The 23,508-nt window shown below is 40.9% G+C and carries 21 protein-coding genes; 15 read left to right on the top strand and 6 right to left on the bottom strand.

All coding sequences use genetic code 11. The features are described 5' to 3' along the window. Positions 1 to 1,866, top strand: a 1,866-nt coding sequence (locus AC559H_RS14940; protein ID WP_237746367.1) for a response regulator, incomplete at its 5' end; no start/stop codon positions are given. Here the strand turns inward: AC559H_RS14940 and AC559H_RS14935 are convergent. Beyond that, positions 1,843 to 3,816: a serine/threonine-protein kinase gene (locus tag AC559H_RS14935; RefSeq protein WP_081694805.1), complete on the bottom strand. Its 1,974-nt coding sequence runs from the start codon at positions 3,814 to 3,816 to the stop codon at positions 1,843 to 1,845. The two genes, AC559H_RS14940 and AC559H_RS14935, sit on opposite strands and share 24 nt — an antisense overlap. Before the next feature lie 187 nt (positions 3,817 to 4,003). Here AC559H_RS14935 and AC559H_RS14930 point away from each other — a divergent pair, with 187 nt between their 5' ends. From AC559H_RS14930 to AC559H_RS14915, 4 genes are all read left to right on the top strand, one after another. Then, the gene (locus tag AC559H_RS14930; protein WP_026785484.1) at positions 4,004 to 4,996 is read left to right on the top strand and encodes a ribose-phosphate pyrophosphokinase; all 993 of its coding nucleotides are present in this window, start codon (positions 4,004 to 4,006) and stop codon (positions 4,994 to 4,996) included. A gap of 120 nt (positions 4,997 to 5,116) precedes the next feature. After that, a complete protein-coding gene (locus AC559H_RS14925) occupies positions 5,117 to 5,539 on the top strand; it encodes a hypothetical protein (RefSeq protein WP_036833223.1) in 423 nt (140 codons plus the stop codon). Between the two features lie 82 nt (positions 5,540 to 5,621). Then, on the top strand, positions 5,622 to 6,557 hold the full coding sequence (locus AC559H_RS14920) for an NAD-dependent epimerase/dehydratase family protein (protein ID WP_026795888.1): 936 nt from the start codon (positions 5,622 to 5,624) through the stop codon (positions 6,555 to 6,557). Next, positions 6,535 to 6,789: a tetratricopeptide repeat protein gene (locus AC559H_RS14915; protein WP_036833213.1), complete on the top strand. Its 255-nt coding sequence runs from the start codon at positions 6,535 to 6,537 to the stop codon at positions 6,787 to 6,789. Before AC559H_RS14920 ends, AC559H_RS14915 begins: the two co-directional genes overlap by 23 nt. A gap of 15 nt (positions 6,790 to 6,804) precedes the next feature. Here AC559H_RS14915 and rsfS read toward each other — a convergent pair whose 3' ends face one another. Next, positions 6,805 to 7,221 (bottom strand): ribosome silencing factor, encoded by a 417-nt coding sequence (gene rsfS / locus AC559H_RS14910; RefSeq protein ID WP_026795887.1) that lies wholly within the window; start codon positions 7,219 to 7,221, stop codon positions 6,805 to 6,807. A 460-nt stretch (positions 7,222 to 7,681) separates the two neighbouring features. Between rsfS and rimI the strand changes: the two genes are divergently transcribed. The 3 genes from rimI to AC559H_RS14895 all read left to right on the top strand — a co-directional run bounded on the left by rimI (position 7,682) and on the right by AC559H_RS14895 (position 11,961). Then, a complete protein-coding gene (rimI, locus tag AC559H_RS14905; protein WP_026785488.1) occupies positions 7,682 to 8,299 on the top strand; it encodes a ribosomal protein S18-alanine N-acetyltransferase in 618 nt (205 codons plus the stop codon). A 285-nt stretch (positions 8,300 to 8,584) separates the two neighbouring features. Then, a complete protein-coding gene (locus AC559H_RS14900) occupies positions 8,585 to 9,058 on the top strand; it encodes a transposase (RefSeq protein ID WP_026795886.1) in 474 nt (157 codons plus the stop codon). Positions 9,059 to 9,483: 425 nt separating this feature from the next. Further along, positions 9,484 to 11,961, top strand: coding sequence for an ATP-dependent Clp protease ATP-binding subunit (locus tag AC559H_RS14895; RefSeq protein ID WP_026795885.1), 2,478 nt, complete (start codon positions 9,484 to 9,486; stop codon positions 11,959 to 11,961). Positions 11,962 to 12,082: 121 nt separating this feature from the next. Here the strand turns inward: AC559H_RS14895 and AC559H_RS14890 are convergent, their stop codons facing one another. Next, entirely contained in the window at positions 12,083 to 12,526 is a 444-nt protein-coding gene (locus AC559H_RS14890) for a retroviral-like aspartic protease family protein (RefSeq protein ID WP_026795884.1), read from the bottom strand. A gap of 293 nt (positions 12,527 to 12,819) precedes the next feature. Between AC559H_RS14890 and AC559H_RS14885 the strand changes: the two genes are divergently transcribed. From AC559H_RS14885 to AC559H_RS14865, 5 genes are all read left to right on the top strand, one after another. Next, positions 12,820 to 14,424 carry a type I restriction-modification system subunit M gene (locus AC559H_RS14885; protein WP_237745594.1) on the top strand — a complete coding sequence of 535 codons (1,605 nt, stop codon included), beginning with the start codon at positions 12,820 to 12,822 and terminating at the stop codon, positions 14,422 to 14,424. After that, positions 14,417 to 15,133 carry a restriction endonuclease subunit S gene (locus tag AC559H_RS14880; RefSeq protein WP_026795882.1) on the top strand — a complete coding sequence of 239 codons (717 nt, stop codon included), beginning with the start codon at positions 14,417 to 14,419 and terminating at the stop codon, positions 15,131 to 15,133. The genes AC559H_RS14885 and AC559H_RS14880 overlap by 8 nt, the downstream gene beginning before the upstream one ends. Beyond that, a complete protein-coding gene (locus AC559H_RS14875; RefSeq protein ID WP_237745593.1) occupies positions 15,130 to 16,416 on the top strand; it encodes a BstXI family restriction endonuclease in 1,287 nt (428 codons plus the stop codon). The genes AC559H_RS14880 and AC559H_RS14875 overlap by 4 nt, the downstream gene beginning before the upstream one ends. A gap of 114 nt (positions 16,417 to 16,530) precedes the next feature. Continuing rightward, positions 16,531 to 17,085, top strand: a complete 555-nt coding sequence (locus AC559H_RS14870) for a Uma2 family endonuclease (protein ID WP_026795880.1) — start codon at positions 16,531 to 16,533, stop codon at positions 17,083 to 17,085. A 130-nt stretch (positions 17,086 to 17,215) separates the two neighbouring features. Further along, positions 17,216 to 18,298, top strand: a complete 1,083-nt coding sequence (locus AC559H_RS14865; protein ID WP_026795879.1) for an ATP-dependent 6-phosphofructokinase — start codon at positions 17,216 to 17,218, stop codon at positions 18,296 to 18,298. A 124-nt stretch (positions 18,299 to 18,422) separates the two neighbouring features. On the opposite strand, the gene AC559H_RS14860 is transcribed toward AC559H_RS14865, so the two are convergent. After that, on the bottom strand, positions 18,423 to 19,571 hold the full coding sequence (locus tag AC559H_RS14860; protein ID WP_237746366.1) for a calcium/sodium antiporter: 1,149 nt from the start codon (positions 19,569 to 19,571) through the stop codon (positions 18,423 to 18,425). A 129-nt stretch (positions 19,572 to 19,700) separates the two neighbouring features. On the opposite strand from AC559H_RS14860, the gene AC559H_RS14855 reads away from it, so the two are divergent. After that, complete coding sequence (locus AC559H_RS14855) at positions 19,701 to 20,252, top strand: DUF1269 domain-containing protein (protein ID WP_026785496.1); 552 nt, start codon at positions 19,701 to 19,703, stop codon at positions 20,250 to 20,252. Between the two features lie 33 nt (positions 20,253 to 20,285). Here the strand turns inward: AC559H_RS14855 and AC559H_RS14850 are convergent, their stop codons facing one another. Together AC559H_RS14850 and arsS are read right to left on the bottom strand one after the other, a co-directional pair. After that, positions 20,286 to 20,903 (bottom strand): TVP38/TMEM64 family protein, encoded by a 618-nt coding sequence (locus AC559H_RS14850; RefSeq protein WP_026785497.1) that lies wholly within the window; start codon positions 20,901 to 20,903, stop codon positions 20,286 to 20,288. Positions 20,904 to 21,030: 127 nt separating this feature from the next. Continuing rightward, positions 21,031 to 22,017 (bottom strand): arsenosugar biosynthesis radical SAM (seleno)protein ArsS, encoded by a 987-nt coding sequence (arsS, locus tag AC559H_RS14845; RefSeq protein WP_026798535.1) that lies wholly within the window; start codon positions 22,015 to 22,017, stop codon positions 21,031 to 21,033. 95 nt (positions 22,018 to 22,112) lie between these two features. Between arsS and AC559H_RS14840 the strand changes: the two genes are divergently transcribed. Then, complete coding sequence (locus AC559H_RS14840) at positions 22,113 to 23,483, top strand: ion transporter (protein ID WP_043939076.1); 1,371 nt, start codon at positions 22,113 to 22,115, stop codon at positions 23,481 to 23,483. The last annotated feature ends 25 nt before the right edge of the window (positions 23,484 to 23,508 follow it).

Below are 23,508 nucleotides of genomic sequence, written 5' to 3'. Positions count from 1 at the left end.
CCCCCCATTACCAAGAGGGAGCCGGGGGGGTATTCCCCAGGATTAGAAATATCTGACCCCCCCTCTGTCCCCCCCTTACCAAGAGGGGGAGGAATAGAAAAAGAATTAGATACAGAAAATCAGGAAGATTCCCCTTTTCCAAGGAAGTTTGAACAAGAGATGGAACCCATAGAGACACTACCACATCCAGTTCCCATCCCGACTCCTGACAAGCAGCAAGCTCAAGCCGCATTGCAGGAAGTATTGCAACAGGTATGGGGCCAATTTAAACAAAGTTGGGAAGCACGGATGGCGCTATTCGAGCAAGCGATCGCCCAACTCACTACCGGAACTCTGGATCAGGAACTACAAGCCTCTGTTAAAGCAGAAACTCATCGCTTAATTGGCTCACTGGGTTCCTTGGGCGTACCGAAAGGTTCAGAGGTAGCGCGACAGATCGAACAGTTGCTCAAATTAGAGCCTTTGGGTAAATATCAGGCTCGGCAGCTTGAAGAATTGGTGATCCGTCTCAAGCAAGCTGTGGAAGATAAACCATCTACAACGGCGACAACTCCCAATTTCAAGATTGGGTCAGGTCGGTTGCTGGTTGTCGATGATGATGTCCTGTTGACTGAACAGATCAAACTGGAAGCGAACGCTTGGGGTTTTCATGTGGAAGTGGTAACAGACCTGACAACGGCAAAAAGATCAATTTCGTCTCATTTACCTGATATTATCGTTTTAGACCTCGCCTTTTCCCACAGCCAGGAAAACGGGCTGACCCTACTGGCGGAACTGGCACAACAAGCTCCCAGCATTCCCGTATTAGTCCTGACAGCAAAGAATGAATTAAGAGATCGGGTAGAAGTAGCGCGTTTGGGCGGAAATATCTTTTTAGAAAAACCGATTAGCCCGGAAGCAATTGTCAAAGCGGCGACTCAGGAACTCAACCGCACCCAGAAACCAGAAGCCAAAATTCTAATTGTAGATGACGATCTCTACATACTGGCAGTTTTATATAATCTGCTGACACCTTGGGGCTTTCAGGTCGAAACCTTGGCAGACCCCAACCAATTTTGGCAAACCTTAGCCACCATTGTACCTGACCTGCTGATTTTAGATATAGAGATGCCTGGTTTTAGTGGGATTGAACTCTGTCAGGTGGTTCGCAGCGATCCGCGCTGGAGTGATTTACCTGTGCTGTTTCTCTCCGGTCATCAAGATCCTGGAATTGTACATCAGGTGTTTGCTGTCGGTGCAGATGATTACGTCCAGAAACCGATTGTTGGGCCAGAACTGATGGCTCGTATCCTAAACCGCCTAGAACGAATCCGAACTCTACACCGATTTGCCGACATTGATGAACTAACAGGGACTGCGACTCGGCGCAAATCCATCTTAGAACTAGAGAAATTAATACATCTGGCAGAGTGCCAAAATCAGCCTTTATGTTTTATGATTCTGGACTTAGACCACTTTAAGCACATCAACGATCAACACGGCCACGAAACAGGAGATAGAGTTCTTGAGCTTTTTGGAAGATACTTAAAGCAATTTTTTCGACCTAAAGATATCGTAGCTCGTTGGGGTGGCGAGGAATTTGTTTTAGGTCTATATGGTATAACCCAAGAGCAGGGGGCAAAGCGACTGACTAACTTTCTGGAAACCTGGTGTCAGCAGGAGTTTACTGGTGCGAATTACGAGACATTTCGGGTTACTTTTAGCGCGGGAGTTGTTGAGTATTCTCGGAATTGTACTAAATTGCAGGAACTTTATGTAGCAGCCGATGCCGCCCTATACCAAGCTAAGGCAATGGGACGAAATCGAGTATTGATATCGGGTCAGGTAGGTTTAGATTCAGTTTCACTGAACGGGACTCGGTGCTAGGGTTCCTTCCTTGGCAGGTTCCGTGGTGGGACTTGGTTCTAAGGTTGGTTCCGGGGTAGGTTCGGGTGCGCGAATCGGAGTAGGTTCGGGTGTGGGTTGTGGAGTGGGTTGGGGTGTGGGTTGTGGAGTAGGTTCGGGTGTGGGTTGTGGAGTAGGTTGGGGTGTGGGTTGGGGTGTGGGTTGGGGTGTGGGTTGGGGTGCTGGTGCAAAAGTTGGTTGAGGTATCGGTTCAGGTTCAGCAGAGGGAATGGGTTCAGGTATCGGTTCAGGTTCAGCAGAGGGAATGGGTTCAGGTACGGGTTCCGGGGGAATAATCGGGGTACGGGTATTAATTAAAGTCAGTTTTAACTCATAGTTGCTTTCGGGTAGTCCAGGAATATTCAGAATCACCGTATAATCCCCGCTTAAAGGGAGAGTTCCCTGCCATGAAGATACCGATGTGGGTTGATTAATTGTTTGTCCATCTGGGCCAACCAACGTTAATAACACTCCATCTCCACTGACAGACGCATAAAACTGTTGTCCCGCTTCCGCAGAAACCACATAATTAATAGCTTGATTCGCCTTGAGATTACCCTCAACCACCTTGGCATCCCCAACGGCTAAATTTAGGCGTTCTGTGGAGGATGTTGGCACTCCTGGAGTCGGTATCGGAAGCGGGGATGGTAAAGTCGGAGGCGGTGTCAAATTTGGTAATGGTATTCCAGGTAAGGGAATAGACGGACTCGCGCTGGGCGGATTCACCTGGGAAGACTTATCATCAGGGGAACGATCATTGGCTTTAAGCAATCCTTTTACCAAAGCCCAGGAACCCCAAGCCGCTAAACAAGCGACCAAAACACCCACCACGATTATCGTTGCGGGTTTTTCCCAGATAGGTTGAGATCCCAAAACATCAGGGTCAGGAAGTTGGGGATTGTTGGGAACCACAGGACTATGATTATTCTGGGCTGGCTGTTGTACCTGTGGAGTTACTAACGGCCGTCCTACCGCCAGGGTGGGAAGTTGAGAAAAATCCGGGTTAGAAGTTTGGGGAGTCGGTACAGGAGTCGGACGCGGCTGATTTTGCTGTGTCGGGGGAAAATTTAACGGCTGATTTAGGGTTTGTAGGGCTTGTTCAACTTCTGGGGCCGATTGATAGCGATCGCTCGGTTGCCGACTTAACATTTTATCAATAATTTGAGCGAAATTAGAACTAACCTGAGTATAGGGTCGCCAATTCCAAGATAAAGTCGTTTGATCTAATAAATATTGAGGTTCTTGCCCAGTTAATAAAACAATTGCCGTCACCGCTAAAGCATATAAATCACTACTGGGAAACGCCTGTCCCGTTTGAATTTGTTCAAAAGGTGCATAACCTAATTTTCCCACCCGAGTCGCCGGAGGTAAGGTTAAATCAGGGGTATTAATTCGGGTAGCTAATTCAATCACCACCCCAAAATCAATTAATATCGGGAGTTGATCTTGATAACGTAAAATAATATTATCAGGAGAAATATCTCGATGAATAATTCCTAAATTATGAATATGAGCTAAAATCGGCAACATTTGCCTTAAAAACAGCACAATTTCTGCCTCTGTAAAGGTTTTGGGAAAACCCGAAGTGGTATTTTTTCGCTCCATTAATAGGGCGTGATAAGTTTTGCCCTCCACATAATCTTGAACTAAAAATAACCGTTGGTTTTCTTCAAAAACCGCTCCAAATTGTGGGATTTGAGCATGACGAATTTGGTAGAGAATTTGCGCTTCCCTGCGGAATAGTTCTTGGGACTTTTGTAGGGCGTAGGTTCCGGTTTGGACAGGAATAAATTCCTTCAGGGCGCAGCGCTCGTTAAACCTTCCTTGATCTTCAGCTAAATAGGTACGACCAAAACCCCCCTGACCTAAAATGCTAATCAAGCGGTAACGGTTTTGCAGAATTGTTCCAACGGGAATAGCAGTTTGAGTCATGCGTAAATGGAGATGAGTATTGGGGAAAACCACTAATAAAAAAAATTAATGCCTTATATTATAGGGCTTAGGCACAGTCCTAACGGTTAAAACTGATTACTGACTACCGATTATGGATTACCGATTACTGATAAATTCATGATAAAATTGTCACAAATGAACTGTGAATGAACTGTGAGGGTTCGCTGTGATCCGTTCTGCTATATTACCCCTTCCTTACTCTGAGCCATTGGTTGCTGATCATGGTCGGTTACGACTATTTTCGGGGTCGGCAAATATTCCTCTTTCCCTAGAGGTAAGCCGTTATCTGGGAATTGACTTAGGGCCAATGGTTCGTAAGCGATTCGCTGATGGAGAAATTTACATCCAGATTCAAGAGTCCATTCGAGGCTGTGATGTTTATTTAATTCAACCCTGCTGCTATCCGGTCAATGACAACCTAATGGAGTTATTGATCATGATTGACGCCTGTAAACGGGCTTCTGCTCGTCAAATTACAGCCGTTATCCCTTATTACGGATATGCTAGAGCCGATCGCAAAACCGCAGGTCGTGAGTCAATCACCGCAAAATTAGTGGCCAACTTGATTACTGAAGCGGGTGCTAGTCGGATTCTGGCCATGGATTTACACTCAGCCCAGATTCAAGGGTATTTCGACATTCCGGTTGATCATGTCTATGGTTCTCCGGTAATTTTGGATTACCTGATCAGCAAACAGTTACCCGATCTCGTGGTTGTTTCCCCTGATGTCGGTGGAGTCGCCCGGGCTAGAGCTTTTGCTAAAAAACTCAATGACGCCCCCCTAGCGATTATTGATAAACGCCGTCAAGCCCATAATGTCGCCGAAGTTCTGAATGTAATTGGTGATGTTAAGGGTAAAACCGCCGTTTTAGTCGATGACATGATTGACACGGCTGGAACGATTTGTGAAGGCGCTCGTTTACTCCGTCGAGAAGGAGCGCGTCAAGTCTACGCCTGCGCCACCCATGCGGTCTTCTCTCCCCCTGCCATCGAACGTCTATCGAGTGGGTTACTTGAGGAAGTCATTGTGACTAATACAATTCCGATCGTACCTGAGAAACAGTTTGAACAGTTAAAAGTTTTATCTGTTGCTAATTTGGTCGGTGAAACGATTTGGCGGATACATGAAGATAGCTCTGTGAGCAGTATGTTCCGTTAATTAAGTATCCGCATGATCAGTAATCAGTGATCAGTAATCAGTGATCAGTTATGCTCGGTGAAATCCATGATCAAATTCCCTAATCCTTTCCATCCTTTTTTGTTAACAGGTTGTTTCGGTATGGGGATTATTTTTTTATCCCTGTCCTCCGTTCAAGCTCAAGATCCAATTGATATTCCAGTACCCGTAATTCAGGGAACTCCCGCCCAAACCTATACCCCTGGGGCTTGGCAACCCGTAGCCAGAATTAATCCTAATCAACCGATAACTGTTACCATTACGAATCAAACCGGATATAATTTAGAAACGGGATTAACTACCGGAAAAACGAATACTCAAATTGCTCCAGGGGGCCAATTTACAATTAATAATGTTCCGGTTAATTCTGATATTGTCATTAATTCTATCGCTAGATCCGCCGTTCTGGATTATAGAATTGATGTGCAAAATAATCAGGTTAATGTCACCGTAAAAACGGCGGCTGGTGTTGCCGGAGATAATGCAATTAATATTCAAAATACCGGGGCTATTTATATTTATTAATTGTTGGTTTTAGACCGGAATTTTTTTCGTAGTGAGGCGTTCACGCCTCTATGGAATTATTGAAATTTTTTAGGAGATAAAAATGCGAATTTTAATCATGGGTGGAACCCGATTTATCGGGGTTTATTTAACTAAAATATTAGTTAAACAAGGGCATGAAGTCGTTCTATTTAATCGTGGTAAAAAACCTGCACCCGTTGAAGGAATTAAACAAATTCATGGCGATCGCACCGATGCTAACCAAATTCAAGAAAAACTTGCTAACGAACAATTTGATGCCATTTTTGATAATAATGGACGAGAACTAAATGATACAAAACCCCTCGCAGATTTATTTAAAGATCGGGTACAACATTTTATTTATATGAGTTCGGCGGGAGTGTATTTAAAATCCGATCAAATGCCCCATATTGAAGGGGATGCAACTGACCCGAAAAGTCGTCATTTAGGTAAATACGAAACCGAGAGTTATTTGCAAGCCCAAAATTTACCCTGGACATCAATTCGCCCTACCTATATTTATGGGCCATTAAATTATAATCCCTTAGAATCGTGGTTTTTTGATCGGATTGTGGCGGGTCGTCCAATTCCGATTCCGGGGAATGGATTTCACCTTACCCAGTTAGGTCATGTCAAGGATTTAGCCACCGCAATGGCCGCGGTTTTAGGGAATCAAAACGCTATTGGTCAGGTATATAATATCTCAGGAGAACGTTATGTTACCTTCGATGGTTTAGCTAAGGCCTGTGCTATGGCTGCGGGGAAATCATTGGATACAATTCAACTGATTCATTACGATCCTAAACAGTTTGATTTTGGCAAACGTAAAGCATTTCCGATGCGAGTTCAACACTTTTTTGCTGATGTGCATAAAGCTATCCAAGATTTAAACTGGAAACCCGAATTTGATTTAATTTCCGGTTTAAAAGATGCCTTTGAAAATGATTATTTAGCCCGAGGTTTAGATCAAACAGAAGTTGATTTTTCAACGGATGATGAAATTATCGCTAATCGTTAAAACAAGACAGGGTAAAAGAAGCTATCGAGGGAACTCTTTGTACCGTCGCGGTAATGCTTTAGGGAACTTAAAGCATTACCAAGAGGCTATTTCTTCATATCAAAAAGCCTTACAATATCGTCCAGATTATCCAGCAGCAAAGGAAGCGAAAGAAAAGGTAGAAAAAGAAATTCAAGCATTGAATAGTCAAATAAATCCTACGAGTCAGACGGATGATGCTTCTTCTCAATAGGATTTTAGAGTTTAATTAATCCGATTGCCAATTGACTCGCTCGGCGTGACCCCAGAATGCCTCTAATTTATAGAAATCCCGTCCTTCAGGTAACAAAATATGGACAATCACATCACCATAATCCATTAAAACCCAGTTGCCCTCGCTTTGGCCTTCGACTCTCAGGGGAAGTCGTTCTAATTCTATTTCTACTTGGTCTGAAATCGCTTGAGAAATTCCCCGGAGTTGAGCTTGGGAAAAACCGGTTACAATTACAAAATAATCCGCTAAATAAGAGACTTCTGACACACACAGAACCAGAATATTATCTGCTTTCCGGTCATCTGCGGCTCGGGCTGCGACTAGGGCAGTTTCCCGACTGGTATGCTCATCAACATTAGCGCCAGATATCATTTGCTTAGAAGCATATTGGGTTTGGGTATGATCAACCATTCAGTTTTTTTTCCTCATAAATCAAGGGTAACAATCAAATCAAGATATAGCAATCCTAAATAGGTTCTAATATTGGCTCCTTGCTGTGCCTGGGTTTCAGGCCCATTTATTCCTATAACTCAAATAGGATTGCTATATAGTGATTATTGTAATCATTATTTTCGATTTTGGAAGATTCAGTTTTAGGAAAAAACCCAATAGGAGTCGGTTGACACTCTCAGGTCTAAAGACACGCTCGTTTTCAATCTCTCAAATATCTTTATACGGTGACTAATTGGGCAGTAGTTTACTATGGGCAAAGGGTTTTAAATCTTAATTTAAAAAAAATATTTGAGTTAATGGAATATTCAGATCTTGTTATCCGTTTTAATCCAAGTATGAAATTACTATTCGATCATAATCTCTAGTTATTCAATGCGTTACAATAGAATAGAAGGTTAGTTAGAAGATGTTCGTTTAAATGGGAAAACAATATTTAGAACTAAAACCGTTAACAGAAAATCAACTTTCTGCTGTGGTGGAACTCGATCAACGGTGTTTAGGGGGACTTTGGACAAAAGACGGTTATCAACGGGAAATAGATAGTCCGAATAGTGATTTAATTATCTGGAAACCGGAACAAGAAATAGGGAATAGTGAACATAAAAAAGAAGAGTTTCAATTACCTAAAATAGAATTAAATCATGGAGGAAATTCAGGGAATGAATTAATCGGAATTGGTTGTTTGTGGGCAATATTAGAGGAAGCTCATATTACTATTTTAGCGATTGATCCAGAATATCAAGGCAAAGGTTTAGGTCAGGCGTTATTATTTCAATTATTAGTATCGGCTTGGAAACGTAAACTAGAACGAGCCACCCTAGAGGTGAAAGTTTCTAATCAACCTGCGATTAATTTATATAAGAAATTTGGCTTTAAAGAAGCAGGACGTCGTAAAGGATATTATCAAGATACCGGAGAAGATGCCCTAATTTTGTGGCGAGGGGATCTCCATCATCCTCATTTTCCCCAAATTCTGTATCACTGGTATCAAGAAATTTGTTTAAAGTTAACCACGGAGCTTACAAACCCGATCTAAGCTACTACGGTTCTGAAATCATCGGAAATTTGGATAGAAACCCCGTCCTTTTAGGACGGCTTTATATTTAGAGGTTTTCGCTATATACTAGATAAATAGTGAAACGCCTGAGAAGATGTACGCCACTCAAAAGAACCAACTTAGACGACTTAGCCAGCAGGAATTTAACGCCCTGACTGTTTTGTGTCGTTTGAGCAAGAATCTTTTTAATGTGGCTTTGTATGAATGTAGGCAGTATTTCTTTACTCAAAGAAAGCGACTGACCTATGAATCTAACTACCATATTTGCAAGTCGAAACATCTGTTGATTCCGAAAAAGCGATAGCTATTGACTTGGGGGTTAATAATCTGGCGGCTTGTTTTGACACTGATGGGCATCAATTTTTGATTGATGGCAAAAGACTTAAAAGCATTAATCACTGGTATAACAAGCGTAACGCCAAACTTCAATCTGCCAAAGACAAGCAAGGAATAAAAGGGATCACAAATAAACAGGCACGACTTAATCAAAAGGTGAGCAAGAGGAATCTTACTCCTCTAAAGCTAGTTTTTATGATCAAGATCAGATCCCTGTTTACAATGCCGATAATCCCAGTCAACAGAAGTTTTCTGGTAGAAGGATTAACAGAGGATTGTATAAAACAAAGGATAGACATTTGGTTTCTGCCGATATTAATGGTAGTGCCAATATTTTGGTTAAAAGTAAGCACAGACTTGATTTTGAGCGAGTGTCTAGCGGGTTTTTGGCTAACCCTTTAAGGATTTACGTCTCTTAAGAATCCCCGCCGTTTTACGGCGCGGGAGTGTCAATGTGCTAGAATCCATCAATAAATCAATTAAAATCGAAAGTAATCCTTAGCCTCAACACAGTTGAGGCTATTAGAGAGACAACCTCTATACAGAATCAAAATTAAATTTAGGGTAGGCTGTACCTATTGAAATCTTGATCCCTGTGGGTAGTTCACAGAACTCTCTAGGGCAAGTTGTAGGTCAACGCCAATGGGGAAAACAATTCCGATTGGAAGCAAAACCTGACAACGCCGACCTAGAAACGGATTCAGCGAGAAATTAAAGTCCAAAAATGAACCCTTTCGTTTTTGAGTCAACTTTTTAATTTTTCCGAAGTTAGAAGTCTCACGCTAAAATTAGCGTAACGGGTAAGCAACAGGTGATGGGAATTAGCCATGTTTGAACGCTTCACAGAAAAAGCCATTAAAGTCATCATGTTAGCCCAGGAGGAAGCACGTCGCCTGGGGCATAACTTCGTGGGAACTGAACAGATCCTCCTGGGTCTGATCGGCGAAGGGACAGGCGTTGCAGCCAAAGTCCTGAAATCAATGGGAGTCAATCTCAAAGATGCCAGGATCGAGGTGGAAAAAATCATTGGTCGAGGTTCGGGGTTTGTCGCCGTCGAAATTCCTTTTACCCCTCGCGCCAAAAGAGTCCTAGAACTGTCCTTGGAAGAAGCCCGGCAACTGGGACATAACTATATTGGCACGGAACACCTACTTCTCGGTCTGATCCGGGAAGGGGAAGGCGTCGCCGCCAGAGTCTTAGAAAATCTTGGGGTTGACCTCTCGAAAGTTCGGACTCAAGTAATTCGGATGTTGGGTGAAACGGCTGAAGTTGCCGCCGGAGGTAGTAGCAGTCGCACCAAGACCCCAACTTTAGATGAGTTTGGATCAAATTTAACCCAAATGGCCGCCGAAGGTAAACTCGATCCGGTGGTCGGTCGTCAAAAAGAAATCGAACGGGTGATCCAAATTCTCGGTCGGCGTACCAAAAATAACCCAGTGTTAATTGGGGAACCGGGTGTTGGTAAAACTGCGATCGCCGAAGGCTTGGCCCAACGCATTGCTACGAACGATATTCCCGATATTTTAGAAGATAAACGGGTTGTCACCTTAGATATTGGGTTACTGGTCGCCGGAACCAAATATCGCGGGGAATTTGAAGAACGGTTGAAAAAAATCATGGATGAAATCCGCACTGCGGGTAACGTCATCCTGGTTATAGATGAAGTCCACACCCTGATCGGGGCGGGGGCGGCCGAAGGTGCGATCGATGCGGCTAATATCCTCAAACCCGCCTTAGCCCGGGGCGAGTTGCAGTGCATCGGGGCGACGACCTTAGATGAATACCGCAAACACATTGAACGGGATGCGGCCCTCGAACGTCGGTTCCAACCCGTGATGGTGGGTGAACCTTCGGTTTCCGAAACCATTGAAATTCTGTTTGGGTTGCGCGAACGTTATGAGCAACACCATAAACTGAAAATTTCCAATGAGGCCCTCGAAGCGGCGGCTAAACTGTCGGATCGTTATATTAGCGATCGCTATTTACCCGATAAAGCTATTGACTTAATGGATGAAGCGGGTTCCCGGGTGCGTTTAATCAATTCCCAACTGCCTCCGGCGGCCAAAGAATTGGACAAAGAACTGCGCCAAGTTCTTAAAGAAAAAGACGAAGCGGTGCGTTCCCAAGACTTTGATCGGGCGGGAGAATTGCGCGATCGGGAAATGGAAATTAAGGCTCAAATTCGGACTATTAGTCAAACCAAGAAAGCCGAAACAACCCGCAGCGAAGACGATAGCCCCGTTGTCACCGAAGAAGACATCGCCCAAATTGTGGCTAGTTGGACAGGAGTTCCGGTGAACAAACTCACCGAGTCTGAGTCCGAGAAACTGCTGAATATGGAAGGAACCCTGCACCAACGTTTAATTGGTCAGGATGAAGCCGTTAAAGCCGTTTCCCGTGCCATTCGTCGCGCCCGGGTCGGTCTGAAGAACCCCAACCGACCGATCGCTAGTTTTATCTTCTCTGGGCCGACTGGGGTGGGTAAAACCGAATTAACCAAGGCCTTAGCAGCCTATTTCTTCGGGTCAGAAGAAGCGATGGTGCGCTTGGATATGTCGGAATACATGGAGCGTCACACGGTTTCCAAGTTAATTGGGTCGCCTCCAGGTTATGTCGGATACAACGAAGGCGGACAACTCACCGAAGCGGTGCGTCGGCGTCCCTATACGGTGGTGCTATTTGATGAAATCGAAAAAGCCCACCCTGATGTCTTCAATATGTTGCTGCAAATCTTAGAAGATGGTCGTTTGACCGATGCTAAAGGTCGGACGGTGGACTTCAAGAATACCTTGATCATTATGACGTCTAATATTGGATCGAAGGTGATCGAAAAAGGTGGCGGTGGTTTAGGGTTCGAGTTCTCGGAAAACCAAAACGATGCCCAATATAACCGTATCCGCAACTTGGTTAATGAAGAACTCAAACAATATTTCCGTCCTGAGTTCCTCAACCGTTTGGATGAAATTATTGTCTTCCGTCAGTTGAATAAGGAAGAAGTCAAGGAAATTGCCGTGATCCTGTTAAAAGAAGTCTTCGGACGCTTGCTCGAAAAAGGCATTACCTTGGAAGTGACGGACAAGTTCAAAGAGCGGTTAGTGGAAGAAGGCTACAACCCCAGCTACGGGGCGCGTCCTCTGCGTCGGGCTATTATGCGGTTACTCGAAGATAGTTTAGCAGAAGAAATTCTGTCTGGACGGATCAAAGAAGGAGATACTGCTGTTGTCGATGTGGATGAAAACGCTCAAGTGGTGGTTACCCAAAGTACCACCAGTCGGGAATTGTTACCCCAAGGCGCCGAGTCTTAATTCGGTTTAATTATATCCTTTCTTTAACCCCTCACCTAACAATTGAGGGGCTTTTTTTGTTGTTGGGCTTTAGCCCCATCTTCGATGTTAGGACGTTCTTAATTGCTTCCTCCTTCTTCTGCTACAAAATCGTTAAATAAGTTTCTGTTGGACTGATGGGTAACGCCTTTAAGGTTTGATTTTGTAAGTCGATTTCTAACCCCAAAGATTCTAAAGGTATGACTCCTAAAAGAGCATCTTTACCTCCTGGTAATTCTAAGCACTCGAAGGTTCCTTCCCTCTCAAACATTGATATTTTGGCATCTTGGAAAATTCGGGCTTTACCAATACCCATGGCGGTGGCTACGTCCACTTCTTTTAGGAGTTTTAGTCCCAATTTGGCGATCGCATCTTGTGGTAAACATAGGGTAGTTGCACCCGTGTCTACTAATACATTTTTGAGGGTAATTGAGCGAATTTGATCTAGTAAAATTGTCCCATCTTCTGCTCTAATTTGGTCGGCGCGGTTAGTAATTGTTAGAGTGGCGAAAACTTTTCCCATTTCATTGTTGCTTTGAATTTGCATATTTGTCTCCTACTTAAGAGTTGGAGTTATTGCGTCTTTTAATTGTAACTTCTTTTAAAGGCGATCGCGTAGGATCAAGAAACCGGGTTAGGGGTCAACGGCTGTTGACCCAATTATGCGCGTAATTAGGTAGGCTCTATAAAACCTCCCTATGTAAACGATTGTAAATCCTTCTAACGCTCTCTCATGGCTGATCTAAGGCTTTTTTAAATATTGTTAAATGGAAAAGTTTGATCCCGCCTACCTACTTACCTGCTATAACTTTATCAAGAAAGGTTTAGAGTGCAAAAAAGGTGGTTTCAGTGGTTCGTACCAGAAAAAGCATTAATCGGCAGCATAGTAAGGGGGGAATTTTAGGATTTGAGGAGAAACTATGGGTGGCGGCTGACAAATTGCGTGGCCAAATGGATTCTGCTGAGTATAAGCATATTGTACTGGGGCTAATCTTTCTAAAATACATTTCAGATGGTTTTGAAGAACATTATCATCAGTTAGAATTGTGGACAGCGACTCCATCTAATAATTTGTATGTTAGTGAGCAACGAGGACGCTATCAAGTTTTAGAAGATAAACAGCAGTATTTAACTAAACATTTATTCTGGGTTCCCAAAGAAGCTCGCTGGTCGTATATAAAAGCTAACTCTAAAAATTCTGAGATTGGTAAAATTATTGATTCAGCAATGCTCTTAATTGAGCAAGAAAATCCATCGTTAAAAAATATTTTACCCCAAGATTATTCTCGTTCTTCCCTTGATCAACGACGTTTGGGTGAGCTAGTTGAATTAGTTGATACCATTAGTTTAGGTGATGAAGAAAGTCGTTCCAGAGATATTTTAGGAAGAGTTTATGAGTATTTTTTAGGTCGATTTGCTTGTGCTGAAGCTAAAGGCGGTGAATTTTATACACCACAATCAGTGGTAAAACTTTTAGTTGAAATGATTCAGCCTTATAAGGGGTGTGTTTATGACCCATGCTGTGGTTCAGGTGGAATGTTTGTCCAATCTGAAAAATTTGTAGAAGCTCATGGAGGTCAATCTCAGGATCTTTCAATATATGGTCAAGAATCTAATCCGACGACTTGGCGTTTGTGCAAAATGAATTTAGCCTTGCGAAGAATCCAAGCAAATATAGGTTTGCATCACGCAGATACTTTTCATAATGATTTACATCCCAATCTTAAAGCTGATTACATTTTAGCTAATCCCCCATTTAATATGAGCGATTGGGGGGGTGAACATCTGAGAGAAGATCCCCGTTGGCAATACGGTACTCCTCCGATTAATAATGCTAACTTTGCCTGGGTACAACAGATCGTTTCTCATCTTGATCCCAATGGAGTAGCAGGTTTCGTGTTGTCTAATGGAGCCTTAAATCACAGTCAAGGAGATGCTACAATCCGAGAGGCTTTAATAGAAGCTGATTTAATAGATTGTATTGTTGCTTTACCAAATCAGCTTTTTTATACAACACAAATTGCTGCTAGTTTATGGTTTATTGCAAGCAATAAAAAAGACTCAAAATTTCGTAATCGTAGAGGTCAAACACTGTTTATTTATGCCCATTCTTTTGGTAAAATGGTTGATAGAACCCACTGCATTCTTACAGATGGTGAAATATCAAGAATTGCTAAAACTTATCAGGATTGGCGTAGTCAAGAAAATTTTCTTGATTATAGGGACATCCCAGGTTTTTGTAAATCTGCAACCTTAGAAGATATTCGTTCACATAAAATGTCATTAATTCCTGGAAGATATGTCGGCTTTGACGAGGAATTAACCAAACATTGGGATATTGAGCGACTTCAATCAGAGCTTGCTGATGTAGAAGCTCGTCTGAATGAAATCACAAAAGCGTCTAATTCTGCTTTTAAAGTTCTTAAGGAATTGTTACATGGCTGAACCTCTTCTAAAATGCCCTAGTCATTGGCTGCATACTACTCTGGAACCAAACCTAGAAAGTGAATTAATAACCCATGTTGATAGCGGAGGCACACCTAGCACTAAGAATGAAGAAAATTGGGATGGTGAAACTCCTTGGTTAACTCCAAAAGAAATAACCAATTTTATAGATACAATCTATGTTTCTGACACCGAAAGAAAAATTACACCGAAAGGACTAACGAGTAGTGCAGCAAAACTGTTACCAACGGGGACAGTAATGTTAACAAAACGCGCTCCGGTTGGTGCTGTTGCTATCAATGCAGTTCCCATGTCAACTAATCAAGGGTTTCTGAATTTTCAGTGTGGTTCTAAACTGCGACCTCTTTACTTAGCTTATTGGTTTAAAGCCAATAAAGTCTACTTGAATATGATCGCTAATGGCTCAACTTATCCAGAATTATATAAATCTGATTTGTTTGAGTTACATATTGCAGTTCCTACTTTAGAAGAGCAAGACGCTATTCTGAGTGTTATTAGTGCTATACAATATGTTTCACTGCTTGGGCTTCCCCTTGAGCAGTCTATGACTACGCCTGAGAAGATGATCAGAATGCAGGAACAAAACCGTAGATTGCGTATTATTCGAGATGCTATCTTGCCAAAACTTCTATCGGGTGAGTTAGATGTTTCAACAGTTTCCGCTAGATTTACAGAGGTTTTAATATGATTTTATCGAGTCTGCCAAAACTTTGTGGTACTGATGGCTGTCGCTTATTTTCAGGACATTCAGGAGAACACAATTCTTATCCAACCTCAGCTTGGAGTTTCATGCAGAAGAAGGATAAAAATAAATTAGATAAAGCTGGGTTTGCGACTCCTCGCGGTGGAGCTAAAGGAGCATATCAAAATCACGTTGTTCGTAGTAATCGAGTGATAATACCCTATGAACGATTGTCAATTGTTCCTTTTCAGGAATACAAAGACGGATATGTGATTCGCCTCTATCCAGAACAATATTTTGCATCTCCTGGTGTTACAAAACAAAGCTTTATAACAGGAAAAGATTCCTGGATTGTTGTTGGACAGAATGCTTTTGTTTTATACAGAACACATCGAGGATTTGAAAGTTTGCCTCCTTTAGAAACTTGGAACGTTTGTGCTCTCGAAAAAGATGGTTTACCCTCGAAAAAACGAGGTAGAGGTATTCTGGATTTGGGTCATTATGTTTTACGGATTCCAAAGTCGGACGGTAAGGAGAAGCGAATAGAAGGATCTCCCCAAGGAATGTTTGCTCCAGAGTATGCCGATCAGGAAACGAATTATCTCTGTAAATGTGTATTAGCTTGGTTAATCACCCAAACTGTAGGCAGTCCTTATGTGACTACCCAAGCAAAACATCTACAAGCAATACTACATCAAGAAAATTTACTTGATGTGTCTAATTATGAGTACAAAGGCGTAATCAGGCATGGTTTATCAGCTTGCCCCTTGTGCCTTCGCTTCATACGATATCAAGAGCTTCATGCCTCAGCAACATACGAGGATGATCTGAGTTTTGGAAATGCTGCTGGACAGGTTGAGGGAGCTATCCGCTCAACAATTGTAAATCTATTTCATATTGAGCCACTTGTATACGATCAGATCACACATATTCCTTCTAATGTTGCTTGGGGACACCATTCTTGTAATACTCGTTTAGGACAGAGGCGATGTCGCTCACTCGCCGAACTCATTGAATTAGATTTGAAAGTTGGCATCATCACACCCGAAGGCATTGAAACCTTTGGCTGGATTAGTAAAGATGATGAGATTATTCGCTCTACCTTGGGATCAGTTTGGATACGAATTAGTGAAAATAAGGCAGAAGATGCTCCTCCTCAGCAAGCCGATTTGCTGGTTGGTAATCCTCCTTTCGTAGTTGATCCTGTAAGTGGTGCGGGGGAAATGCTCACTCTAATAGAGGATGAAAATATAGAAGATGAAGAAGATGAATATGACGAGGAGTTGTAAATTACAAAAACACCGAGAGGCTTACTCTGAAACCCTGCAAATAAAGATTAGTTTAACAAGCGATCGCACTTTAATCCGCTATCTTATAAATACCCACTCCTATTGTTGATGAAGATGACTATATCGATCGCAAAATGGAAATTAGACGACTATCACCGCATTGTCGAAATGGGTCTACTCGACGAGCGCCCCGTTGAACTACTACATGGAGAAATTGTTCAAATGTCCCCAGAAGGAGAACCCCACGCCTATTTCAGCACTGAAGCAGGTGATTATCTTAGCCGTTTACTGGGAAATCGGGCCCTAGTTCGTCACGCTAAACCCATTACCCTCCCTAACGACTCCGAACCCGAACCTGATATCGCCATTGTGGAACGTTTGGGGCGGGAATATCTCAGTCATCATCCCTATCCTGAGAATATTTTCTGGGTGATAGAATACTCCAACTCCAGCTTAGAAAAAGACTCAACTGTTAAATATCAGATCTACGCTGAAGCGGGAATCTCCGAATATTGGTTAGTTAACCTACAACGTCGGGAACTAATTATTTATCGTGATCCCAGGGATAGCGAATATGGCTCCAAAATCACCTTAACAGAAGGTGAAGTTACACCCCTAGCATTTCCAGATATCCAGATTCCCATTGAAGCCATGATTTCAGCAGATTGATCCGCGTATATCCGGTTATTCTGCCTGCCGATTCCTGATTAAAATATTAAAGATGAGCAAAGATTTGTCAATCATTTGCCAATCGGATGTAATCTAAAATTTGCATCTGTAAATCCAGAATTCGCCAAACATGGTAGAACACAAACGCATTGGTATTTTAACCAGTGGGGGAGACTGTGCAGGTTTAAACGCAGCAATTCGGGCTGTGGTTTATCGGGCGGCAGGAATCTTGGGGTGGGAGGTCTTCGGTATTCGAGAAGCCACCCAAGGGTTAATGACTCGTCCTGTTAACAGTGTTCCTCTGACTATTGATAAAGTTGATAATATTCTCACCGCCGGGGGGACAATTTTGGGAACCACCAATAAGGGTGATCCCTTTGCCTTTCCGATGCCGGATGGAAGTTTGTTGGATCGCTCCCAAGAGATTATCGAAGGCTATAATCTCTTAGGACTGAATGCTTTAATTGGTATCGGTGGAGATGGCAGTTTAGCGATTTTGCGACGCATTGCCCAACAGGGAAATATCAACTTAATTGGGATTCCTAAAACCATTGATAATGATGTGGGTAGCACGGATTTATCTATTGGGTTTAGTACCGCCGTTGATATCGCTACTGAGGCTTTAGATCGCCTACATTTTACCGCCGCTAGTCATAGCCGCGTGATGATTTTAGAAGTCATGGGCCGAGATGCGGGACATATTGCCCTCCATGCGGGAATTGCTGGCGGTGCAGATATTATTTTAATTCCTGAACTTCCCTACAGTTTGGATAGCATTTGTCAGCATATTGCAGAACGACAAAAACAAGGGAAAAACTATTGTTTAGTTGTTGTTGCAGAGGCGGTTAAAACGGAAACGGGAGAACCTGTGACGATGATTAATCGTATGGGACAAGCTCGTTTAGGGGGTATTGGACAATATCTGGCTGATGAAATTTGCGATCGCAGTGGCGCAGAAACGCGAGTTACTGTTCTCGGTCATATTCAACGGGGGGGAACTCCTTCACCAATTGATCGGATTATTGCTTCTGCTTTTGGAGTGGCGGCGGTGGATTTGATTCTTGAGGAGAATTATGATCGGGTTGTCGTTTGGCGAGATCGGAATGTATCGAGTATTCCGATTTTGGATGCGATCGCTCAATATCGGGCTGTTAATGCTGATGATATTTTAGTAGAAACAGCCCAAAGTATGGGGATTTGTTTAGGGAATTAATTCTGTTGTAAAGACGTGCTCTAGCGCGTCTTTATCTTCTTAAGTTAAGATCCAATAATCAGGCTGTTTTATTTGTTTACAGATAATAATCTCTCCCCTAGCAGAAAAGGGGAGTTAGGTATGCTTAAGAGTTTAAACGTTTGCGTTTGGTTTGATAGCTGCGGACTGTGGTGACAATTAAAGTAATAATTGTAATTGGAATTACAAAACCGATCATCACCAAATTAAACATGGGAAGTTGAGAATGTTTTGAAGAATCGAGAATTAAATAGGTAGCGTAGGCAAAATAATAGGCTAAGAAAAGTATACCTTCCCAACGGTCAATAGATTTGCCCGTATAAAAAATCGGGAAACAGGAAATTGCCACTGCAATCATAACTGGAATATCAAAATTTAAAGCCGCAGTAGAAACATTGATTCCGGCTGGGGAAACAGCAGAGGAGAGTCCTAAAACTGCCAGGATATTAAAAATATTGCTACCGATGACATTACCCACAGCAATATCCCGTTCTCCTTTAATCGTAGCCACAACAGAACTGGCTAATTCTGGCAGGGAAGTTCCTGCGGCTACAATAGTTAATCCGATGACTAATTCACTGACTCCAATGGCTCTAGCGATGGAAATTGAACTTTCAACTAGCCAATTAGATCCTTGAACAAGCAAGACTAATCCGACAATAATTAAGCCAATATTAATGATCCAGTTTTTTGGAGTATTTTCAATCTTACTCCGGGATTCATTTTCGTTTGATTCATCATTTTTTTGTTTCTTGGCTTCATAAATTAAAAACAGAGTATAAACAATTGCCCCAATAAATAAAATCGTTCCATCAACCCGACTAATTGTACCATCACTGCCAAACATTAAGGTCAAAACAGACACCCCAATCATAATCGGAACATCTAACCGAATTAACTGATTAGCTACCATTAAAGGAGCAATTAAAGCCGAAATTCCTAATATGATTAACACATTAAAAATATTACTCCCGACAACATTTCCCAAAGCGATATCCGCTTGACCTGCAAAAGCTGATTGAATACTAACTGACATTTCTGGAGAACTGGTTCCGTAAGCAACAATTGTTAGTCCCACAAGTAAGGAAGGAATTCCCAAAATTGAAGCAATGGTTGAAGCTCCACGGACTAATAGTTCCGCGCCCAAAACCAGTAAGACTAAACCCGCTATCAGTAACAAAATCACGCTCAAGCTCATAGAATAAAAATCCTTAACCGTTAAAGTTTGGTCTTTTTGTTTACAATGAAATATCACAACTCCTTTTGTTAATTTATCATGGTTTTAATCGACTTTGTTATTGGGGTTGTGGTAAGGTGGAGGGAATTAGGATTGCGATCCGTATAGACCTAATTTGTGTAAACCATAAATTTTGAGGAATAAAACATGACTTATTCGGAAGATTTAACAACTTTAGTTGTTGTTGCTTACCCTGAGCAAGAAAAAGCCAAAGAAGTTCTAAAAGAACTCAAGGAATTGCAAATAAAAGGGATTATTTCTATTGTCAATGCTGCGGTCATGGTCAAGAATGAAAAAGGGAAAGTTGCCATTAGTGAAACCGGAGATACCGACGCTAAAGGTGGCGCAATTATTGGCGGAATTACGGCGGGATTAATTGCCCTATTCAACCCGATTGGAGCATTAGGAATAATTGCCTTAACCGCAGGTGGGGCGGGAGTTGGAGCCTTAATTACTCATTTTATTGATTTGGGATTTCCTCAAGAAGATCTGAAAGAACTTTCTGAATCTTTAACCCCTGGAAGTTCGGCTATTATTGCCTTAGTTGAGCATACTTGGGTCGATAAATTAACAGAAACTTTAGATGAGTATGCCGGAAAATTGTATAAACGTTCAATTAAATCGGATATTGCTTCTCAACTGGAAACAACAGCAAAAACAGTCAATACTGAAGTGGAATCTACACCCCCAGAAGCCTAATTAATCTAAGTAAAAATAGGTGGAAGTTTCCACCTATTTAATTTTTTGATTTAGAGCATTTTGGGCAATTTTAGTGATATAAATTGTAACAATTATCGTGGCAATTAAACCAATTCCATATAATAACCATTCTACCGAGGTACGCGATCGCTCTCCCGTCCCTAACTGAGCTAAACTTCCGATTAAAGATCCCACATAAACATATAAAATTGTACCGGGTAACATCCCAATCCAAGAGGCTAAAAAATAATCTTTTAAAGAAACATTCGTTAGTCCAAAAGCATAATTAAGTAAATTAAATGGAAATATTGGAGAAAGACGAGTTAAACCCACAATTTTCCATCCCTCTTGACCCACCGCTTGATCAATAGCTTTAAATTGCTCGTGATTTTCTAGTTTCTTAGCAACCCAATCCCTGGCAAAATATCGTCCAATTAAAAAAGCAAAGGTAGCTCCAATTACTGAACCAATAGAAACATAAATTGAACCCCAAAATACCCCAAAAACAACTCCCGCACCCAAGGTTAATAGAGAACCAGGGACAAATAATATTGTAGCTAAATTGTATATAATAATAAATGCTGCTGGCCCCCAAAAGCCCAAATTTGCCACCCAATCTAAGAGATTTTTTAATAAGTCTTGAACGCCCATTTTATTCTCCCAAGTATTAAAATTATAGCCCTGAGCAGGTTAGTTTTGAGAACTTCTTTATCTTCTTTGTGTTTTTGTGTCTTTGTGGTTAAATTTGGCTTGATCCTTGTCAAGATCACCTATAATTTTAAACTAAAGATCCTCCACAACTAGAACCACATCCGGCGGTACATCCATAACAATAGGAAGCTGTTTTTACCGTTTCAATTAAATCTAAATTATTAGCATTTAATAAATCACTTACCGTTAAGATATTTCCTGAAGCATTGCGGGCGGGAATATTTTCCATTTGGTTAAAATCACAATCATAAATATAGCCTTGATAATCAATAGATAATTGATGACGACACATTAAATTAGATACAGTTTCGGGATTATAATTAGATTCTAAAAATTCTAAATAGGAAGATTCTAATTTTTTCTGCTGTAAATAAGACTTTGTGCGCCCGATGGGTAAATTTGTAATCGTTAATAGTTGATTAAAATGAATATCCAAATCTTTTTTTAAATAATCTTTATACGCTTGTTCAAGTTGAGATTGTTCGGGCGGTAAGGTGAACTTTTCGGAGGTTGGTAGGGCGGGATTATAAACTAAGTCTAAGATTAATTCCGGTGTTTTACCATAGCCCAAACGGTTTAACCATTGAATAGCTTGAATTGAATCCTGATATACTCCTTTCCCTCGCATTTTATCTACATTATTTTCTAAATAACAAGGCAAAGATGCAACAATTCTTAATTGATTATCTGCACAATATTCGGGGATATCTTCATAACCTGGGACAAAATAAAGGGTTAAATTAGACCTAACAATTACTTGTTTTTTGCTTTTTCTTGCTGCTTCTACTAAAGGTTTAAATCCATAATTCATTTCTGGTGCCCCTCCGGTTAAATCTACCGTTTGAATTTGGGGAAACCGATTAATTAATTCAATTAATTGTAAACTAATCTCAGGGTTCAGTTCTTCGGTACGTTTTGGCCCAGCTTCGACATGACAATGGTTACAAGCTAGATTACAGCGTTTTCCTAAATTAATTTGTAATATTGTAATCGGTTGTTTTGTGAGGGGAAAACCGAGTTTTTGTGAAAACGAGGTCAGCGTTGTTTGAATCATGAGTTAAATTTGGATTAACTGTAATATTTAGCTTGTGCTAATTTTAGCATAAAAATAGCGATATAATTTTATTAAAGATTAAATTTATTATTTCAATGTTATCTTTCCTGTCTCGTATCCCGTCTTTACACCCGGAATCAAAATCCTTGACTGTTTGGGAAGCCTTACTGGTTTTTGTCACCCTATATAATTGTTTTGTTATTCCCTTTCGTATGGCGTTTCATGCCATAATTTTTGATTTTTGGTTTCTAATAGATTGTCTAGCAGATTTTATTTTAATTGCAGATATTTTTTTGAGATTTCATGTTGGCTATATTGATGAGGGAGAAGTCATTAAAGATAAACAAAAAATCAGCTATTATTATCGAAATACGGATTTTAAATCTAATATATTAGCGAGTTTACCGATAGATATTTTGATATATTTATTTTTACCAAATACCTCTCTAATTTTAATAAGTTTAGCTAGAATACCTAGATTTTTAAGGTTTCCTCAATGTTTCTTGATATTTAGAAAATGGGATAATAATGTTTATTTTAATTCTGCCGTTATTCGGATGATTGAATTATTAATTATTGTATTTCTAATTGACCATTGGATAGCCTGTTTGTGGTTTTTTATTGGGAATATAACTGGACAATCAGGAAAATCTTGGCTACAAATTAATGATCTGTATTTAGAAAATACAACAACACAATATTTACATTCCTTATATTGGTCAATCACAACTTTAACAACCGTAGGTTATGGTGATATTACGCCTAAAAATAATATCGAACTTATCTTTACATTTACAGTGATGTTTTTGGGTGTATCACTGTATGCTTTCATCATTGGGAATGTAGCAGCAATAATTTCTAATTTAGATGCAAGTAAAAACCGATTTCGAGATAAATTAGGTCAAGTTCAATCCTATATGTGGGAAAGAAAAATCCCCCGCTCTTTACAAAAAAATGTCTTAGACTATTACCAATATATGTGGGAATATAATCGAGATATATCCCTAGATTTTGAATTATTAGATGAACTTCCTCACTCTATTAAAACACAAATCTATTGCTATCTCTATCAAGAACTATTAGAAAAAGTTCCTATTTTCCAGGACGCTGAACCCTGTTTTATTGAAGATTTAGTAATTAAATTAAAACCGAGAATTTTACCCCCTAATGACTATGTAATTCGAGAAGAACAAATTGGCCATGAAATGTACTTTGTCAAACGAGGACAATTACAAGCCTTTTCTGAAAAAACCGGAAAAGTTTATACCGTCATGGTGGCGGGTTCATTTTTTGGTGAAATTGCCTTACTTTATGATAGTCGTCGCACAGCTTCGGTGAAAACCTTAACTTATTGTGAGTTATTTGTTTTATATAAAGAAGACTTTAATAAAGTTTTAGAAAATTATCCACAATTTTCAGAAAAAGTTAAAGAAATTGCCGAAAAACGATATCAAGTTAGAGATTAATTATCCTAAATTAATCCAGTGATTA

The organism is Planktothrix prolifica NIVA-CYA 540, from assembly GCF_963864145.1.
Classification (GTDB): domain Bacteria; phylum Cyanobacteriota; class Cyanobacteriia; order Cyanobacteriales; family Microcoleaceae; genus Planktothrix; species Planktothrix agardhii.
Note: the sequence above shows the minus strand (reverse complement) of the source record. Positions and strands in the feature narration are given on the sequence as shown.

Excerpts from the sequence above, each read along its gene's own strand:
- AC559H_RS14935 (WP_081694805.1), bottom strand. The coding sequence starts at position 3,816 with ATGACTCAAACTGCTATTCCCGTTGGAACAATTCTGCAAAACCGTTAC.
- AC559H_RS14925 (WP_036833223.1), top strand. The coding sequence starts at position 5,117 with ATGGGGATTATTTTTTTATCCCTGTCCTCCGTTCAAGCTCAAGATCCA.
- AC559H_RS14920 (WP_026795888.1), top strand. The coding sequence starts at position 5,622 with ATGCGAATTTTAATCATGGGTGGAACCCGATTTATCGGGGTTTATTTA.
- AC559H_RS14915 (WP_036833213.1), top strand. The coding sequence starts at position 6,535 with ATGAAATTATCGCTAATCGTTAAAACAAGACAGGGTAAAAGAAGCTAT.
- rsfS (WP_026795887.1), bottom strand. The coding sequence starts at position 7,221 with ATGGTTGATCATACCCAAACCCAATATGCTTCTAAGCAAATGATATCT.
- rimI (WP_026785488.1), top strand. The coding sequence starts at position 7,682 with ATGGGAAAACAATATTTAGAACTAAAACCGTTAACAGAAAATCAACTT.
- AC559H_RS14895 (WP_026795885.1), top strand. The coding sequence starts at position 9,484 with ATGTTTGAACGCTTCACAGAAAAAGCCATTAAAGTCATCATGTTAGCC.
- AC559H_RS14890 (WP_026795884.1), bottom strand. The coding sequence starts at position 12,526 with ATGCAAATTCAAAGCAACAATGAAATGGGAAAAGTTTTCGCCACTCTA.
- AC559H_RS14880 (WP_026795882.1), top strand. The coding sequence starts at position 14,417 with ATGGCTGAACCTCTTCTAAAATGCCCTAGTCATTGGCTGCATACTACT.
- AC559H_RS14875 (WP_237745593.1), top strand. The coding sequence starts at position 15,130 with ATGATTTTATCGAGTCTGCCAAAACTTTGTGGTACTGATGGCTGTCGC.
- AC559H_RS14870 (WP_026795880.1), top strand. The coding sequence starts at position 16,531 with ATGACTATATCGATCGCAAAATGGAAATTAGACGACTATCACCGCATT.
- AC559H_RS14865 (WP_026795879.1), top strand. The coding sequence starts at position 17,216 with ATGGTAGAACACAAACGCATTGGTATTTTAACCAGTGGGGGAGACTGT.
- AC559H_RS14855 (WP_026785496.1), top strand. The coding sequence starts at position 19,701 with ATGACTTATTCGGAAGATTTAACAACTTTAGTTGTTGTTGCTTACCCT.
- AC559H_RS14850 (WP_026785497.1), bottom strand. The coding sequence starts at position 20,903 with ATGGGCGTTCAAGACTTATTAAAAAATCTCTTAGATTGGGTGGCAAAT.
- arsS (WP_026798535.1), bottom strand. The coding sequence starts at position 22,017 with ATGATTCAAACAACGCTGACCTCGTTTTCACAAAAACTCGGTTTTCCC.
- AC559H_RS14840 (WP_043939076.1), top strand. The coding sequence starts at position 22,113 with ATGTTATCTTTCCTGTCTCGTATCCCGTCTTTACACCCGGAATCAAAA.